The sequence below is a fragment of the Dactylosporangium sp. CA-233914 genome (assembly GCF_050942935.1).
Classification (GTDB): domain Bacteria; phylum Actinomycetota; class Actinomycetes; order Mycobacteriales; family Micromonosporaceae; genus Dactylosporangium.
This window is the reverse complement of sequence record NZ_CP192030.1, coordinates 6407319-6424419: the sequence shown is the minus strand read 5'-3', so window position 1 is coordinate 6424419 and position 17101 is coordinate 6407319. Positions and strand designations below refer to the sequence as shown.

Sequence of the window (17101 nt, the reverse complement as noted above, 5' to 3'; positions counted from 1 at the left end):
CCCGTACGGTCACCCGCCATGCAGATGTCGGCCGTATACGTCATCACCGGTGGCACCCGCGGGATCGGGGCGGGGGTGGCCCGCCGCCTCGCCGCAGTGCCCGGGCGGGCGCTCATCCTGGCGTACCGCGGCAATCACGAACGCGCTCAGCAGCTGGTCGCCGAGCTCGACCGGCCGGACAGCCCGGTCCGCGCGCACCCCTGCGACGTCGGCGACCCGGCCCAGGTCGCCGCGCTGTTCAAGGCCGCCGACGCCCTGGGCCCGCTGGCCGGCCTGGTCAACAGCGCCGGCGTCCTGGAGCGGCAGTGCACCTTCGAGCAGATCGACGCCGATCGCTGGGGCCGAATCCTGGGCGTCAACGTCATCGGCCTGGCCATGTGCTGCCGCGAGGCGGTGACCCGGATGCGCGACAGCCACCTGCCGGACCGGGCGATCGTGAACGTCTCCTCGAAGGCCGCGGACCTCGGCGCGCCCGGCGAATACGTCGACTACGCCGCCAGCAAGGCCGCCGTGGACACGCTGACCCGGGGGCTGGCGCTGGAGGTGGCGCGCTACGGCATCCGGGTCACCAGCGTGCGCCCGGGGATCATCGACACCGAGATCCACGCCGCCGGCGGCGAGCCGGGCCGTGCCCAGCGACTCGGCCCCGACCAGCCCCTGGGCCGGGCCGGCACCGTGGCCGACGTCGCGGGCGCGGTGGCGTGGCTGCTCTCGCCGGACGCCGCCTTCGTCACCGGCACCACCCTCGACGTCACCGGCGGCCGCTGACGCGCTGCGGCAGGTTGTGGGCTTGCCGGGCGGCAAACCCGGTGTCGTGGCATCCGCTGATGGACCATGCTTGGCGACATGGCTGACACCGTGCGGGTATGGCGCAGCACGGCGCTGTCCCAGGCCATCGACAAGATCGAGGCAGAACTCGACCTGGCCTGGGCGCGCCTGCTCGGCGAGTTGGACGTCGCCGGCGGTTCGCCGGACGAGACGGCGCTGAGCTGGCTCGTGGTCGACCAGCCCGACGAGCACGACTGGCACGTCGTCGATGCCGCCCTCGACCGCCTGCCGTGTGCGGAGTGCGGGTCCACCCTGACCCGGGGACCGGTCACCTGTCAGCGGTGCACCTACTACCACGCGGTGCGCTTCGCGGCCCGGGAAGCGGACCGGCCGAACGTGCCGGCCGGCAACGAGCACGCCATCCGCGTCTCCTTCGCCGTTGCCCGCTGCCGCGAGCGGTACAGCGCGCGGGCGAGGGTCGGCTACGAGCTGGCCCTGCCCACCCTCGTCGCCGGTGACCTGCCCACCACGAGACAAGCCCAGGCAGCCAAAGCGTTGATCAACAAACTGACGCCCGAGGAGTGCGACCAGGTCGCAACCCTCGCAGAGGTCGAAGCACTCGCACGTACTCGCTGACGAGCCGGCGCAGCGGCGGCGTTCGCGTCGCTCATCGGCCGGCGACCGCGATGATGCCGCGCGCGCCGCGGTCGGCGTCGGCCATGAGGTGCGTGACGAACGGGTACCGGCCGGGCTCCGGGAACACGGTCTCGACGAAGCCGCCCGCCGCCGGGCCGAGCGTCAGGACCTGGGCGCCGCCCGGCTCGGCCGGGCGCAGCTGGTAGCGGCCCTCGGCGTAGACCGTGTCGAACTGGGCGCCGACGACGTGGAACGAGCTGTCGCGGTTCGGCCCGGCGTCGAGGACCCAGATCCGGACCCGGTCGCCGGCGCGCGCGGTCAGCGGGCGATGGACGTACTGGGCGGCATAGCCGTTGAACATCACGGCGTCCGGGTGCTCGGCCTGCATCCTGCCGAGGTCGCCGCCGAGGTAGAGCTCGGACTGGACGAGCACGTACTCGTGGTCCACCGGGGCCAGGTCCGGCGGGTCGATGATGACGGCGCCGTACATGCCGTTGCCGATGTGCAGCAGCATCGGCATGGTCGAGCAGTGGTACATCCAGATCCCGGCCTTGGTGGCGGTGAACCGGTAGGTCAGGCTCTGCCCCGGCTCGATCGGGCGCATCGGCACGTCCGGGGCCAGCGCCCCGGCGTGGAAGTCGATGCCGTGATCGACGATGCCGTCGTTGACCAGGGTGATCTCGAAGGTGTCCCCGATCCGCCCGCGCAGCACCGGCCCGGGCACGGTCCCGTTGTACGTCCACATCGTCTGCGACACGCCCGGAGCGACCTCGAGCCGTACCTCCTGAACGTGCAGGGCGAGCGTGTGCACCCGGCCAGTCCCGGTGATCGGGGCCGCCGCGTCGCGGGCGTGGAAGCCGGGTCCCGGATCGGCCATGGTGTCGACGGTCTGCGATGGCGCGGCCGGCGCCGGCGGCGCCCCCGCGGTGTGGCCGTCGTGCCCGGTCGTGGTCGAGATGACGAGGGTCATGCCGGCCTGCCGGTGGCCGGGCAGCGAACACCACCCCTCGACCGGCCCGCCGATGACGCCGGCGTCGAGACGGACGGTGCGGCCCGGGCCGACCGCGCCGGTCTTGGGGCCGGTGGCGAGGATCAGGTCGTGGCGCCGGTCGTCCGCGTTCGTCAGTTCGATGACGAGCCGGTCGCCGGCCGGGACGGTGATCGTCGCGGGCCGGAACCGCATGTCGTCGACGGTCACCGCGACCGTCGTCGTGTGCCCGGTCGGGGTGACCGGGGTGCTCGTGGCCGCGGGTCGGCCGCCGGTCACGTGCTGTGCCGCGGCTCCGGTCAGCACCGCGAGGACGACGAGGGCGATGCCGGTGGCGATGGCGCCCAGCGGACGGTCGCTGCGTTCGGGCACGGTGGCCAACCTCCGATCGGACAGGGCAACCTCGGACCGGGCGACATCGGGGCGGGCGACATCGGACCGGGCGATGCGGTCGGACAGGAGCATGCGGGCGGCCGGAAGCAGGAACTGCACCAGCGCGGCGAGCAGCAGCAGGGACGTGGTGATCCGGACGTACGGGCCGACCGGCAGCAGGAACACCACGAGCGCGGCGTTGGTCATGGCCAGCCGCTGCGGCCAGTGCCGCTCCAGCGCGGCGGTGCGCCGGCGCACCGGGGCCGGGCCGCCGCCCAGCGCCATCGGCAGCAGGTAGGCGAGGGCGCCGAGAAGGATCTGCGCGACCGAGCCGATGAGCAGCGGCGTCAGTACGGCGCCGAACCGGTCGGCGGCCGCGTCCGGGCTGCCGGCCGTCAGGAGGGTCGCCGCGTCGACGGCGAGCGAAACGAGCAGCCATCCGGCCCCGGCCGCGATCGACCAGCCGGCGAAGGACTCCGGCGGCTTGCGCCACGCGGCCCGGGCGGCGGGGCCGGCGGTCATGAGCAGGGCCAGGGCGAATCCGGCCAGCCCGGCGCCGCAGACCAGCGGCCACCAGGCCAGCACCCCGGCCGCGAGCAATGCCGTCGCGGTGAGCGCGACGGGCAGCGCGGCGCGGACGGCAGCGACCGCCGCCGGGTCCATCCGGGTGCGCAGGATCGTCGGCCACAGCGTGAGCACCGTGCCGAGGACGGTGAGCATGACCCAGCCGAGCAGGTTGACATGGGCGTGCAGGAGCAGCACCCGCGGCCGGGCGTCGTCGTCGGCCACCAGCATCCAGGCGCCGGCCGGGATGCCGGTGAGCAACGCGACGGCGGCGCCCAGGTAGTAGCGGACGGTCACCGCGAAGCGGGCCGGCAGCGCCGTGCGCAGCCGGGCGGCCAGCCAGCCGAGGTGTGCGGCGACAGCGGCGAACACCGCGACGGCACCGCCGACGCCCAGCCGCGGCCGGTCGGCTCCGCCGCCGGCGAGGACCGCGACCACTCCGGCGTTGAGCAGCAGCAGCCGGAGGGACTCGGCCCGGCGGTGCGCCGGCGCGGGCAGCCGCAGCACGGCGGCGGTGAAGTGGGCACTCCAGATCACGATCGCGTTGGTCGCGGCGCCGAGCAGCAGCAGGTGGATGGCGAGCCAGCGCCAGGTGGGCACCAGGGGATGTACGAGGGCCAGGACGACCAGCGCGGCGAGGTAGGCGGCGGGCAGCAGGCCGGCGCGCCGGTGCCAGCGGGCCCGCCCGGTGGGCGCCGGCGCGAGGGCGCTCATGAGCGCGCCCGGCCGCGGCGATGCGACAGGGCGACCGCGCAGCCGAGGAACGTCAGCACCGACCCGACGTTGGCCAGGCCGGCCCATCGCCACACCGGTTCGCTCCCGGCGGCGTCGCCCACCGCGATGCGCAGCAGCACGGAGGTGTGCAGCAGCACGAGCGGCAGGTACAGCACCGGCCGGTACGGCAGGGGGCGGCGCAGCACCGCGGGCAGGATCACCGGGGCGTGCACGAAGATCATGGAGAGCGTGAAGCCGAGGAAGACGGCGTGCAGGACGGCGTCGTAGCGGGCGCCGGCCCCGGCCGGGCCCGCGCCGGCCCAGAGCAGCCCGGCCAGGGCCAGCCAGGCGTAGCCCGCGAGCAGTCCGGCGGCCGCGTACCGGGGCAGGCCCGTGCCGCGAACAGTGCGCCGGGCGACGTCGAAGGTCGCCAGCCACGCGGTGACCGCCAGCAGCGCCAGCCCGAAGACCTGGGTGCCCGCCTCCGGCCACAGGGTGGCGCCGGTGGCCCCGGCGATGAGGGCGGCCAGCGCGGCCAGGAACCACCGCTCGGCGACGGGCGAGGCGAGCCCGACGCGGGCGAGTTCCAGGCGCTCCCCGGCGATGGTGGCGACCACGAAGGCGACCATCCAGGGCACGATGCCGGCGATCGGATCGCCCGCGAGCCAGAGCAGCGTCGCGGCGTACCAGCTGAAGGCGCCGGCGGCCTGGGCGAGCAGCGCCACCGAAGGCTGGCGGGCCCAGAGCCGGCGGTAGATGCCCAGCAGCCCCACCGCCGCGGCCATCAGCAGCAGCTTGCCGGGCAGTCCCGGCCCGGCGACGAGCAGGATGAGCCCGCCCGCGGCGCAGCAGCCGGGAGCCAGCAGGGCGACGCGACGGCCGGCCGCCACCGCCCGCTCCAGGGCGACGAGGGTGCCCACGAACCCGAAGACCATGACGGGGCCGTGCACCTGCTCGACCGGCACCGGCGGTGCCGGGACCGCCAGGCCGATGAGCAGCAGCGCGCCGTAGAGGCCGCCGCCGAGGGCGAGCCCGGCGCCGGCGAGCACCGGCAGCCGCCGGCGCAGCGAGTGCGCCGCGAGGCGTTCGGAGCCGGCGGTGACCACCTCATGCCTGCCGCGGCGGCAGGCGCACGACGCAGGCGTGCGGCGCGCCGAAGGGCTCCAGCGACGCCCGGTCCCCCGCGACGCCGCGGCTTTCGAGCACACCCTGGACCACGCCGGCGTGCAGGCCGCACATGGCGTCCGGGTGCTGCCCGACCAGTTCCAGGAACGGGCACGTGTGCAGGTGCACCTCGAGGGTGGCCGCATCGGGTCCGCCCGGCCGCGGCTCGGGGCTGAAGCCGAGCGCGCCGAGGACGGCGGTCACCGCCTCGGCCGGGTCGCCGCCCGGGGGGAGGTTCGCCGCCAGCTGGCGCCCCCAGTCCCGGCCGACCCGGCCCGCGGTGCTGCGGCCGCGGCCGTCGGGCGGCAGGTGTTCCAGCAGCGCCGCCGCGAGCCCCCGGTACGGCGCCGGCGCCGGATCGGCCGCGCTCGCCCGGTAACGCCAGGCCGGCCGCCCGGGCAGGCCGTCGCTCGCCCGCGCCTTGACCAGCAGCCCGGCCTCCACCAGGCGCTCCAGGTGCGCGCGCGTGGTGGACAGGTGCTGGCCGGTGTGGGCGGCCACGTCGGCGGCGGTGAGCCCGGTCGCCGCGTCGCGGACCAGCCGCAGGATCGACACCCGGCTCGCCGACCCGAGCGCCCGGTGCTGTGGCGTGTCGATCGTCTCGCCGCGCGGGCCTTCCCCGAGGGTTTCCACGGTGTTAGACGTTATAACGTCAGATAGCAGCAAAACCAGGAGAACGGGAGCGCGCCATGTCACATTCCGACCGAGCCGCCGCGGGGGCCATCGTCCGCCACCACGACGAGCTGGCCGCCGCCCTGAACGGGCACGTCGCCGAGCTGATCGTGGCCGCGGAGATCGGCGGCCTCCGGCAGGCGTTCACCGCGCGCGACACCCTCGCCGGCTGGGTGCGCACCGAGCTGCTGCCGCACGCCTCCGCCGAGGAGCAGGCCCTCTACCCCGCCGCGGCCCGGCAGCCGGGCGCCGGGCTGCTCGTCGACGGCATGGTGGCCGAGCACCGGGCGATCGTCGCGCTGGTCACGGAGCTTGAGGCCACCTCGTCGCCGGTGGCGGCGGCCGCCGCCGGTCGCGGGCTGCGCGCGGTGTTCGAGACCCATCTGGCCAAGGAGAACGACCTGATCCTGCCGCTGCTGGTGGACGCCGACGGCGTCGACCTCGCCGCCCTCCTCGTGGGCCTGCACGAGCTGATCGGCGCCGATGCCGACACGCCCGCCGAGGGGTGCGGCTGCCACGGCTGCGGCTGCGGCACCGACGCGCCCGGCGCGGTCACGGTGGAGCTGCGACGGGACCTGTGACCCGGCCGGGCCCGGGACGTCGGGCCCTGCCGCGCGGCCGCCCGCACCGCGACCCTGAAACGTATGATCTCGGTTCTTTTCGCCTTCACCGCGGCCGTGCTGCTGATCGCCGGCCCCACCATGATCGTGCAAGGGCTGGCCGGCCGGCGGACCGTCGCGCGGGAGCTGGCCCAGCAGCGGATCAGCTTCCCCGGCGCCGACGGCCTGCCGGACGGCCTGCACCGCTACGCCGGCACGGCGGTGCACACCGGCGCGCAGGCCCGGGCGTTCTCGGACCTCATCGCCGGCAACCTGGCCCAGGCGACGGGCGGGCGCACCTACGCCGAGATCGTCGAGGAGTGGATGGCCGGCGGCCGGACCGACGACCGGCTCGCCGGCCTGCGGCAGACCGCGTTCATGGGCCAGAGCCTGCGCGGCGCGCTGCTCGGGGCCTACCAGGCCTGGCAGATCACGCTGCTGGTGATCGGCGTGGGCGCCGTGTTCACCGCCCTCGGCGCGGCCTTCCTGGCCCTCGCCGTGCGCGGCGCGTGAGGTTCCGGCGTGTCCGATCCGGTAGACGCGCGTCACACCCGGGCGCGTCGAGGCACTCCCCGGCGTCTATGCAAAGCCCCTGGTGACGGGCGGACACCGCTCCGGCGCTGCGATCGCGGCGGACGCGCCGGACCCTGCGCGGCAAGGGCGCCGCGGCCCGCGCGCCGGGCCGGTCGCTACGCTTCGCGGCGGATCGGGACAACCCGACAAACCGCGCAATTGGGAGGCGTCATGAGCACGACCACGGCCGGGCACGACACATCGCAGTACTCGTTCAGCAACGCGGCCCACGAAGGCGACGAGCAGCTGGGGCTGCTGGCCGCGATCCTCGACGAGAACTCGACCGGCGTGCTCGGCCGCACCGGCATCACCGCCGGCTGGCGCTGCCTGGACATCGGCTCCGGCGCCGGCACGCTCACCCACTGGATGGCCGGACGGGTCGGCCCCGGCGGCCACGTCACCAGCCTCGACCTCGACCCGCGGCACGTCCCCGCGGCCGCGAACGTCACCGTCCGGCAGGGCGACGTGCGCACCGCCGAGCTGCCCGCCGACCACTACGACCTCATCCACGCCCGCCTGCTCCTGCTGCACCTGAGCGACCGGGACGCCGTGATCCGCCGGCTGGTCGCCGCGCTGCGCCCGGGCGGCCTGCTGGTGACCTCCGACTGGGACACCACCCGGCGCGACGTCGTGCTCCACGCCCCCGGCGAGGCCGCGGCCGCGTTCGAGGCCTTCCAGGACGCCCTGCTCGGCATCCTGGAAGACAACGGCGCCGACCTCGGCTGGGCGCGCCGGGCCGCGCTGTCGCTGCGCGCCGCCGGCCTGGCCGACGTGCGGACCGAGGTGCACAACCGGCTGTGGCCCGGCGGCACGGCCGCCAACCTGCTGCACGCCAGCAACTCCCACCAGCTGCGCGACGCGCTGCTCGCCCGCGGGGTCAGCGCGCAGCAGCTGGACCTGGTCCGCACGGCGATGCGCGACCCGCAGACGCTGGTCTACTGCTACCCGACCTACACCAGCATCGGCCGCCGGCCCGGCGGTTGACCGCCCCGGGCGCGGCGGGTCAGACGTCGTCCCAGCGGAACAGGCGCACAGCCACCACCGTGACCACCGCGGCGAAGCCGAGCAGCAGGCCGAACTGGGGCACGACGCTCCAGGCCGGCTCGCCGTGGCTGAGCACCGCGGTCATGCTGTCGTTGAGGTAGCGCAGCGGCAGCGCGCGGGACACGGTCTGCAGCCAGTTCGGGGCCAGGGTGAGCGAGAAGAACGAGCCGGACAGGAACGCCATCGGGATGACCAGGAGGTTGGCGACCGCCCCGGCCGCGTCGACCGAGCGCAGGCGAGCCCCGGCAAGCAGCCCGATGGCCAGGAACGCCAGCGTGCCGGCCAGGACCAGCGGGATGGTGGCCCACCAGTCGTGCTGCAGCGGCAGGCCGAAGAACAGCGCCGCGACCGCGATGAACAGGGCCGTCTGGACCAGCGCGATGCCGACGCTGACCAGCAGGCGGGCGCCGACCACCGAGCCCATGCTGATCGGGCAGAGGGTGAGCCGGCGCAGGAACCGGCGCTGGCGCCAGCCGACCAGGGTGGAGGCGGCGGTGAAGGTGGCGCCGGTGGCGATGGCCCAGCCGAGCAGGCCGGGCGTGATGGTCTGGATGGGCTTGACCGAGGTGGTGTCGACCGAGACGTTCTCGTAGCCGAACGCCGGCGGCGTGTTCGAGCCGGCGAGGTTGGCCGACTGCACCAGGGACTGCATCACGCCGCGGACCGTGCCGGCGGCGGCCTGGTCGCTGGTCGAGTAGTGCACGACGACGGTGTTGCCGCGCTGCTCGACGGCGGCGGCCGCCTCACCCTTGCGGACCTTGGCCAGGGCCGTGTCGAGGTCGGTGCCGCGCTTGACGTCGAGGACCTTGTCGATCTGGGCGTGGGCGTCGGCGGTCATCGAGTCCAGCACGGCGACCTCGCCGATCTGGATGACCGAGGCGCGGGCGGTGCCGCCGTCGCCGCCGAAGAGGCCGCCCATGATGAACAGGAACACGAGCGGGAACGCGACGGTGAAGAAGAGGCCGGCCTTGTCGCGGCTGAAGCCCAGCGCGATGGCCTTGGATATGGTGAGCACGTCCTTCACGCGCGGTACTCCCGTCCGGTCAGCGACAGGAACACGTCCTCCAGGGTCGTGCCGCGCACGCTCAGCCCGCGCAGGGCGTCCCGCGCGGCCAGCTCGGCCAGCACGGCGGCGGGCTCGGTGGTCCGGATGGTCAGCGTCCCCGTCGTCGGCGTCTCCTCCTCGGCGTCGACTACAGCCTCGGGGAACAGCTTGCGGGCCTGCTCGGCGGCGAGCGCCGCGGCGGGCATGCTGATGCGGGTCACGCCGCCGAGGTCGCGGATGAGCGTGGCCGGCGGGTCGGCGCGCAGCACCCGGCCGGTGTCCATGATGGCGACCCGGTGGCACAGCTCCTCGGCCTCGTCCATGTAGTGCGTGGTGAGCACGACGGTGCAGCCGTCGCGCTCGTTGAGCCCGCGCAGGACGTCCCAGAGGTTGCGGCGCGCCTGCGGGTCGAGCCCCGCGGTCGGCTCGTCGAGGAACAGCAGCTCCGGCGCGTGCACGATGGCGCAGCCGATGGACAGCCGCTGCGCCTGGCCGCCGGAGAGCCGCTCGGTGAGCGTGTCGGCCTTGTCGGTCAGGCCCAGCATCTCCAGCACCTCGTCGGCGCGGGAGGCGGGCAGCTTGTACAGCGCGGCGAAGGTGCGGATCTGCTCACGGGCGGTGAGCCGCTCGAAGAACGTCAGGCCCTGGATCTGCACCCCGATGCGGCGCAGCATGCCGCGCGTGCGCGGGGTGGGCGGCTGCCCGAGGACCTCGACGCGGCCCGAGTCCGGCCGGCGCAGGCCTTCGACGATCTCCAGGGTGGTGGTCTTCCCGGCGCCGTTGGGCCCCAGGATGCCGAAGAACTCGCCCCGGGCCACCGTCAGCGAGACGCCGTCGACGGCCTGGGTCGGCCCGTAGGCCTTTCGGATGTCCTCGGCGACGATCGCTGCCTGCATCGGCATTCCACGCTCCCAGCGGTTGTCGGGGACAACTGCGCCGGCGGCAGAGGTTCGCCGGTGGGTGTACCGTACCTGCCCGCGCGGCCCGCCGATACGCACCGCAGACGGGCCGCAGACCGGCCGCAGCAGTGCCGCAACCGTCCGCCCTTACGGTTGCCGCAGGCTACGTCGAGGAGGGCACATGCGCCTGTTCAACGACGGCGACGAGCGGTTGTTCCACGCGGTGACGGTGGCCGTGCGCCTCGGCCGGTCGGCGAAGCTCGTCAAGGCGCTGGCGGCCGACTACGACGAGTACTGGGACGACCCGGAGGCCGGCTTCAAGTACGCGCTGGCCCTGGTCGCGGCGATGCAGGCCGGCGGCACCGAGCAGCGCAACCACGACCGTTACGCCAAGAGCCTGGAAGCCCTCGACGACGTCCTCGACGGCATGCCGGAGCACTGGCCGGCCCGCTACTGCCGAGTCCGCCACCGCGTCCTCGTGCGCACCGGATACGGCCGCTATCAGGAGTACGCCGGCGACGACCGCGACAAGGTCGCCGAGGACCTCGCGTCGCTGCTGCACGGCCAGCAGCAGGATCAGCCCTGGCAGCCGTACTTCACCGCCGCCGCCATGCTCGCCGCCCAGTTCCACGCCGGCCAGGGCGACCAGGCGCAGGCCGCGGCGCTCATCGACGACGCCGCCGGGCGCCCCCGCGCGCCGATCCCCTATCCGGCGCTCGGCGCGATCCTCGTCGACCCGTTCCTGACCCTGTTCCACGGCTCGGCCCCGCCGCCGCAGCGCGCCACGGTCGGCGCCGTGATGGCCGCCCTGTTCCCGGCCAACCCGGCGGTCCAGGCCACGATCCGGGGCACCGGCACGGCCGTCCCGGCGTGAGCCCGACGCCGTGACGACGCTCGATCACTCGCCCGCCCCCGTCCTGGCGCCACGGCCGGATTCCCTGGAGCAGAAGCGGTTTCGCCGGTACCTGCTGGGCCTGTCCGGCACCACGGCGGCGCTGCTGGCCGCGGGTGGGCTGGCGCTGGCCGCCGCCGGGCTGCTGCGCTGGGCGCCCCTGGTGCTGCTGGTGGCGTTCCCGCTCGCCGTGCGGATCGCCGACGGCCTGAGCCGCATGTGCCTGATGACGCTGCTGCGGGCGGTGCCCGAGCCGCCGCACCTGGCCGGGCCGAAGCTCGCCCCGGCGATGGCCGCCACCGCCGTGGTGTATCCGGCCATTGTGGACGGTCAGGCCGACGTCGACGCGCTCGTGGAGTGTGTCCGCGCCAACCGGGACGTCACCGGCCGCGGCCCGGCGATGCACCTGGCCCTGGTCGACCTGGCCGACAGCCCGCACGAGCACGACCCCGGCGACGCGGCGCTGGCCGCGGCGATCCGGGCCGGGCTCGCCGGGCTCGGGCCGGGCCCCGCGCCGGTCGCGGTGCTGTTCCGGCGCCGGCTGTGGAACCCGCGCGAGGGGCACTGGATGGCCTGGGAACGCAAGCGGGGCAAGCTGGAGGAGTTCGTCGCGCTCATCGACGGGCGGACGGACACCACGTTCGCCGTGGACACCGCCGAGGACCGGGCGGTGGTGGAGCGGCTGGGCGCGGTGCGGTACGTGCTGACGATCGACCTCGGCGACCGGCTGCAGCCACGGGCGGCGCGGCGGCTGGTGGCCACGGTGGCCCACCCGGACAACGCGGCGGTGGTCGACCCGGCCCGCGGGATCGTCGTGTCCGGCTTCGGCATCGCGCGCCCGATCAACGTCCCGGCCCGCCCGAGCACCTGGTTCGAGTGGGCGACGTACCCGTACCGTATCCCCGAGGGCATCCCGTCGGCGCGCCAGGCGGCGTTCGGCTCCGACGAGTTCTACGGCCAGGGGGTGCTGGACACGCACGCGTACCGCGCCGTGCTGGCCGGCCGCATCCCGCCCGACTCGGTGCTCAGTCACGACCGGCTGGAGGGCCTGCACCTGCGCGCGGCCGCGGTCACCGACGCCCGGCTCGTCGAGGCGCACGTCGGCGACTACCTGTTCTTCCGCGCGCGGGAGCACCGGTGGGTGCGCGGCGACACCCACGTGCTGCCGTGGATTCTCGGCCGCCGGGGCCTGACCCGGCTGCCGGGCGCCGAGCGGCTGTGCATGGCCCGCGATCTGCTCAGCCACCTGTATTCGGCCGCGCTCACCGCCCTGTTCGCGCTGGCCTGGCTGGCCGCGCCGGCCGGGCAGTCCGGCTGGTGGACGCTCGCACTGCTGGCGCTGAGCGCGCACCCGATCGTGTTCACGTCGCTGATGCCGCAGCTGCTCGCGGTGCGCGGGGTGCTGACCGGGCCGGGTGAGCACAGCGTGCGACGGATCGCCGGGGCGTGGCGGCGCGGCCTGCGCCCGTCCGGTCGCCTCGCCGTCGCCGAGACCGCCCGGTGGCTCATCGCGCTGGCGGTGCTGGCCGACATGGCGCTGGTGGCGCTCGACGCGGTGATCCGGGCGTCGTACCGCACGACGGTCAGCCACCGCCGCGTGCTGCAGTGGACCAGCGCGACCCGGGCCGGCCGGGTGGCGCCGGGCCTGGGCACGCGGCTGCGGCGGCTGTGGCCGGCCAGCACGCTGGCGCTCGGGCTGGGCCTGGTCGCGGGATGGCTGGATCCGGTGCGGCTGCGGTGGGCCGGGCCGCTGCTGGTGCTGTGGCTGGCGATCCCGGTGCTGGCGTACCGGCTCAGCCAACCGGCGCCGCGGCTGCCCGATGTATCGATGACGTGAGAGCCGACTCGACGCAGACCCGCTACTACGCGACGACACTGCGGTTGTGATCAAGGGATTGTTGCTCGACTTCTACGGCACTGTCGTTGAAGAGGACGACGAGGTAGTGGCGTCGATCTGCGCCCGCGCCGCTGCCAGTGCGTCCGGGGTGGTGACCCCTGACCAGATCGGCGGCGCGTGGTGGCAGGCGTTCCAAGCCGCGATGGTGGCCTCCCCGTTCCGGGTACGCGTACAAGCCGTCGCCGCGGATGTTCCGGCGCGGCCTGGCGCTGCTGGGGATGCGGGCCGAGGAGGTCCTGCATGTCGGAGACTCACTGACAGCAGACGTTGCCGGTGCTCAGGCCGCCGGTATAGCCGCGATCTGGGTAAACCGGCGCGGGCGACCGGCGCCGGATGGTCTGGACGCCACCGATGTGATCGGCAATCTCGCCGACCTCACAGCACGGCTACCACGCTGACGCTGAGACGCTTGACCGGGAGACTGTGGTTGATCGGCCGACGCATCTACCTACCCGCCTCCCGGACGGAGGACCGCCCTCGCTGCACCGCGGCCGGGGTGCGACAACAGGTGACGTTCGCGACCAAGCCTCACCAGGCTCTAGATCTAGACCTGATCACCGGTGCCGTGACCACGGCCCGATCGCTCTGACTATCGCCGAGACCCGTCGCGAAGTGTCACACCAAGCACCGTCGCGCGCTCCCGCATCTGCCGTTCATCGGCAAGGGCACGCGCATCGCGGCTCCGGACGTCGTCGAACCCCGCTAGGTTGCTGTTCAGACCTTGCAATGCAGCCGGACGATGATGACGTCGTCGGGCAGCTGCTCCAAGTAGGCGACCATCTCCGCGCGGGTCCATGGTTCGCTCCGGTCGGCGCGGTGCGGACACGTGTCGAGGCTTGCACAGGCTCCATGCACCGGTGGATAGTTCCGCTCGGTCCACCAGCCGTCGAGCGTGAGCAGCTCGGACCTCCGCAGTGCATCCTCGCCCTGCTGGGCAACATACTCCTCGCGGGTCAGTGCGAACCACGGCAGCATGTCCGGCAGCTCGCGGACCACGCCTGCGGCGAAGAACGGCGCGGCGCGGAGTCGTTGGATCAGCGGCTGCGCATGGTACTGCTGCATCGCTTGCGTCAAGTTATGGTTCGGCACCAAAGGGTAGTCCTCGGGGTTTCCGCCGACGGGCATGTACCGAACATGGTTCTCCGGCAGCGTCCTGAAATGTTCCAGCGGCAGGACGGCCGGCATTTCGCCGCGGAGCTGGTGGAACAGGTCCCAGAGCCGCCCGGCTGCGATCTCCGCTTCGGCGACAGGGCCCGCCAGGTCGAGCAGTCCTCTCGGGCCGCCCGCACACATACCGGCCAGGCTGGGCTGGGGACCATGCTCCCAATGGGGCTGATCGTGGATGAGGCGCGGATCGTGCTCCATACCCGGCAGAACCCGGAACCCGGAGCCGTCGGAGCCACCCCGGATGGACCACCGTTCCCACTGGTCCCGCTCCGGGGCGAAGCCCCGGTACGCCTCGAACGGCGCCATCACACGGTCGAGCGCGGCGACGACGTCCGCCGCCGAGTCTGGCGGTAGGCACACGACGATGCTCAGACCGGCCAACCCTCATCCCTCCGTTTCGACCCACGAGCGCAAGCACCGGCGTGCCGGCGAACAACGATCCGGCGCCTGCGGTTGCGCCGGCCCCGGCGGCAAGGACGACGAGGTCCAGCACACGGCGAGCAGCGTGCATCGCCATGAACTGGTATGTCGAGTGGTTAATCGTTGGTCGACATTACGAGCGCGGCCAACGGCAAGGGCGGGCGCTGCCACGAACAGCAGCGGTTCAGCGATCCCCGCGGCCGCTCATCAGGCGGAGACGCGGACCGGGCGCCCCCGCCAGACGGGGGGACCGGCTCGACGACAGCGTCGCCGTCAAAGACGTGCGATGATGAGGCGGGTCCGACTGTCCCATGCGAGTAACGGTGCGGACATCCGAATCGACACACGCTGCGCCGGGCCTTGGCGTCGGCCGGTGGAACCGCGATGATCACCGGCGTGAGAGCACCGGAACACCGCGACCTGCCGGGCAGCGGCGAGACCGTCCCTACCATGCAGGACCTGGTGACGTTCGCCATGAACCGGTCCTCCAGCGCCGACCGGGCGACGGCACTGGCCGGCCTTGTGCCGTTCCTGACCGAAGATCAGCTGACCTTGGTGCTGGACGCCGGGCTCCAGTTCGAAGACGAGCTCGACCGGTGCAGGGTCATGGATGCCGTCGTGCCACGGGCGACACCGGCGCAACTGCCCCGGATCCTGGCCGGCGCACTGCGCCTCCGAGAGCCCGGCACCCGGACGGTCAGGCTGGCCTCGCTGATCCCACACCTGCCGGAGGCCGACCGCGACGTGGCGGTCGAGGCCGCCACCGCAGCCGCCGAACGCGCGCACCCGATGTCGCTCATCATGTCCAACGCAGTGGTGACCCTCGCACCCTGGTGCACCCCGACGCAGCTGGAGCGGATCGTCGCCGCAGCTGTCGCCGTCGGCGACGAGGCGCTCCGGCCGCACCTGCTCACGCGGGTCGCGGAATTCCTGTCGGGGCGGCTGCTGGACGAGACCGTCAGGACGATCTGCGCCATCGCGGACGGCAACCTCCGAGCCGTCACGTTGACGGGCCTTGCCCCGGCGGTGACCGGCGAGCACCTCGCCGCGGTGGAGGACGCAGCCCACGCGATCGAGCACGGCAGCGCCCACGCGCGGGCCCTGGCCGGCGTCGCCCCGCACCTGCCCGGACCACGACGTCAGGCGGCGATCACCGCCGCACTCGCCGCTGCCGCTGGACAAGGATCAACTCGGGGACCTGGTCGACTTTGTCGACGCCTACGTTCAAGCGCAGGGCTGCGACCACACCAGGCGCTTCGCCGAGCGGTGGGCGACCGAGCATCAGGTGTCCGTGGACCGGCTCGCCCAAGGACTGGAAGAGTTCGGTGGATTCTGCGACTGCGAGGTCGTCATGAACTGCGACCCCGACCAGGTGCTCGACCCGTAGCCGACTCGCCGGCGGCTGACGCTCCTCGTGCGGCACCGGTTGTTGATCATCGCTCATCACGACGGACCGTGGCAGGTGATCGAGGTTCGAAGTTTCGCTCATCGGCACGACAGGAAGTCCTGGCATCACCGTGCCGATTACTCGCTGTGATGTGCGCCGGCTGGCCGCCGCTCACCAACGGCGGCATGTGCGTGCACCATTTGACATTATGGCCAGCCGTGCGGGGCAGCGGGTCCGGCTGGATTCTGGGAAAATGAATACATGGGGCAGCTGCAATTGTTTAGCAAGTCTGAATTGGCTGCCATGCGTGACCGGACCAGGTCGCGTCGTTATTCCGCGGCGAATGAGGAGTTCCGTCAGGAGCATGCCCGGCATCGCGCGTGGGGCCTCGCCCAGCGACACGCCGAGAAGCTCCGCCGAATACGCGCGAGCACCCCGCCAGGAAGTGTGGCCGCCGACGGCCGGGAAGGCTCAGTGAACGAACCGGCCCTGGCCACGCCACCGGCCAAGGCCACCGCCACCGCCACGGCTTCGGCGCCACGCACGGCCACGGCCTCGGCACCGCGCACGACCCGGCATAGCCAAGCCACAACCCCGGCACCGCGCACGGCCACGGCACGGCCGCCAGCCACGACAACGACCTCGGCGCGGCGGCCGGACACGGCCGCGACGCGGCCGCCCGTGGCCCCAGCCACGACCTCGGCACCGCCACCGGCCACGACCACGGCCACAGCGCGGCCGACTGAAGCCCCAGCCAGGGCCTCCACACCACCACCGGCCACGACCACGGCCACAGCGCGGCCGACTGAAGCCCCAGCCAGGGCCTCCACACCACCACCGGCCACGGCCACGGCCACGGCGCGGCCGACTGAAGCCCCAGCCAGGGCCTCCACACCACCACCGGCCACGGCCACGGCCACGGCGCGGCCGACTGAAGCCCCAGCCAGGGCCTCCACACCACCACCGGCCACGGCCACGGCCACGGCGCGGCCGACTGAAGCCCCAGCCAGGGCCTCCACACCACCACCGGCCACGGCCACGGCCACGGCGCGGCCGACTGAAGCCCCAGCCAGGGCCTCCGCACTGCCGGCCAAAGACAGGGCCTCGGCGCCGCCACCGGGCGAAGCGCCGCCACCGGGCGAAGCGCCCGCGCGGTCCGGGCAACCCCGCGACCGAGACCGGCCCGGACGACCACGCCACAGTGCCGCACCCGACGCATGGCACCGACCAACCCAGCGCCGCCACGGAGCGTCGGCCCGCACCCACCGCGTCAGCGCCATCCCACCGGCCCGTCGGCACA

15 protein-coding genes are annotated in these 17101 nt (G+C 73.8%); 9 read left to right on the top strand and 6 right to left on the bottom strand.

The genetic code is table 11. The annotated features are described in order from the left end of the window. The first annotated feature begins 18 nt into the window (after positions 1-18). Both ACQPY0_RS28705 and ACQPY0_RS28700 read left to right on the top strand, forming a co-directional pair. On the top strand, positions 19-768 hold the full coding sequence (locus ACQPY0_RS28705; protein WP_432994656.1) for an SDR family oxidoreductase: 750 nt from the start codon (positions 19-21) through the stop codon (positions 766-768). Between the two features lie 78 nt (positions 769-846). Further along, on the top strand, positions 847-1404 hold the full coding sequence (locus ACQPY0_RS28700) for a hypothetical protein (protein ID WP_432994654.1): 558 nt from the start codon (positions 847-849) through the stop codon (positions 1402-1404). A 31-nt stretch (positions 1405-1435) separates the two neighbouring features. Here ACQPY0_RS28700 and ACQPY0_RS28695 read toward each other — a convergent pair whose 3' ends face one another. The 3 genes from ACQPY0_RS28695 to ACQPY0_RS28685 are packed head-to-tail and all read right to left on the bottom strand — an operon-like array spanning position 1436 to position 5839. Further along, entirely contained in the window at positions 1436-4042 is a 2607-nt protein-coding gene (locus tag ACQPY0_RS28695) for a multicopper oxidase domain-containing protein (protein ID WP_432994652.1), read from the bottom strand. Next, positions 4039-5148 (bottom strand): hypothetical protein, encoded by a 1110-nt coding sequence (locus tag ACQPY0_RS28690; protein WP_432994650.1) that lies wholly within the window; start codon positions 5146-5148, stop codon positions 4039-4041. The genes ACQPY0_RS28695 and ACQPY0_RS28690 overlap by 4 nt, the downstream gene beginning before the upstream one ends. A gap of 1 nt (position 5149) precedes the next feature. Next, positions 5150-5839, bottom strand: coding sequence for a helix-turn-helix transcriptional regulator (locus ACQPY0_RS28685; protein ID WP_432994648.1), 690 nt, complete (start codon positions 5837-5839; stop codon positions 5150-5152). Between the two features lie 56 nt (positions 5840-5895). Here ACQPY0_RS28685 and ACQPY0_RS28680 point away from each other — a divergent pair, with 56 nt between their 5' ends. The 3 genes from ACQPY0_RS28680 (at position 5896) to ACQPY0_RS28670 (ending at position 8034) form a co-directional block, all read left to right on the top strand. Further along, a complete protein-coding gene (locus tag ACQPY0_RS28680; protein WP_432994646.1) occupies positions 5896-6459 on the top strand; it encodes a hemerythrin domain-containing protein in 564 nt (187 codons plus the stop codon). A gap of 63 nt (positions 6460-6522) precedes the next feature. Further along, positions 6523-6990, top strand: a complete 468-nt coding sequence (locus tag ACQPY0_RS28675; protein ID WP_432994644.1) for a hypothetical protein — start codon at positions 6523-6525, stop codon at positions 6988-6990. 231 nt (positions 6991-7221) lie between these two features. Next, entirely contained in the window at positions 7222-8034 is an 813-nt protein-coding gene (locus ACQPY0_RS28670) for a methyltransferase domain-containing protein (RefSeq protein ID WP_432994642.1), read from the top strand. A 19-nt stretch (positions 8035-8053) separates the two neighbouring features. Here ACQPY0_RS28670 and ACQPY0_RS28665 read toward each other — a convergent pair whose 3' ends face one another. Beyond that, positions 8054-9118 carry an ABC transporter permease gene (locus tag ACQPY0_RS28665; protein WP_432994639.1) on the bottom strand — a complete coding sequence of 355 codons (1065 nt, stop codon included), beginning with the start codon at positions 9116-9118 and terminating at the stop codon, positions 8054-8056. Then, positions 9115-10041: an ABC transporter ATP-binding protein gene (locus ACQPY0_RS28660; protein ID WP_432994637.1), complete on the bottom strand. Its 927-nt coding sequence runs from the start codon at positions 10039-10041 to the stop codon at positions 9115-9117. Before ACQPY0_RS28660 ends, ACQPY0_RS28665 begins: the two co-directional genes overlap by 4 nt. Before the next feature lie 178 nt (positions 10042-10219). Here ACQPY0_RS28660 and ACQPY0_RS28655 point away from each other — a divergent pair, with 178 nt between their 5' ends. The 3 genes from ACQPY0_RS28655 to ACQPY0_RS28645 all read left to right on the top strand — a co-directional run bounded on the left by ACQPY0_RS28655 (position 10220) and on the right by ACQPY0_RS28645 (position 13225). Then, positions 10220-10912 (top strand): hypothetical protein, encoded by a 693-nt coding sequence (locus ACQPY0_RS28655; RefSeq protein ID WP_432994635.1) that lies wholly within the window; start codon positions 10220-10222, stop codon positions 10910-10912. Between the two features lie 10 nt (positions 10913-10922). Beyond that, on the top strand, positions 10923-12767 hold the full coding sequence (locus ACQPY0_RS28650; protein ID WP_432994633.1) for a hypothetical protein: 1845 nt from the start codon (positions 10923-10925) through the stop codon (positions 12765-12767). Between the two features lie 248 nt (positions 12768-13015). Next, complete coding sequence (locus tag ACQPY0_RS28645; RefSeq protein WP_432994631.1) at positions 13016-13225, top strand: HAD hydrolase-like protein; 210 nt, start codon at positions 13016-13018, stop codon at positions 13223-13225. Positions 13226-13541: 316 nt separating this feature from the next. Here the strand turns inward: ACQPY0_RS28645 and ACQPY0_RS28640 are convergent, their stop codons facing one another. Continuing rightward, the gene (locus ACQPY0_RS28640) at positions 13542-14375 is read right to left on the bottom strand and encodes a hypothetical protein (protein WP_432994629.1); all 834 of its coding nucleotides are present in this window, start codon (positions 14373-14375) and stop codon (positions 13542-13544) included. A gap of 423 nt (positions 14376-14798) precedes the next feature. Between ACQPY0_RS28640 and ACQPY0_RS28635 the strand changes: the two genes are divergently transcribed. Beyond that, positions 14799-16058 (top strand): hypothetical protein, encoded by a 1260-nt coding sequence (locus ACQPY0_RS28635; RefSeq protein WP_432994627.1) that lies wholly within the window; start codon positions 14799-14801, stop codon positions 16056-16058. Positions 16059-17101 lie beyond the last annotated feature (1043 nt).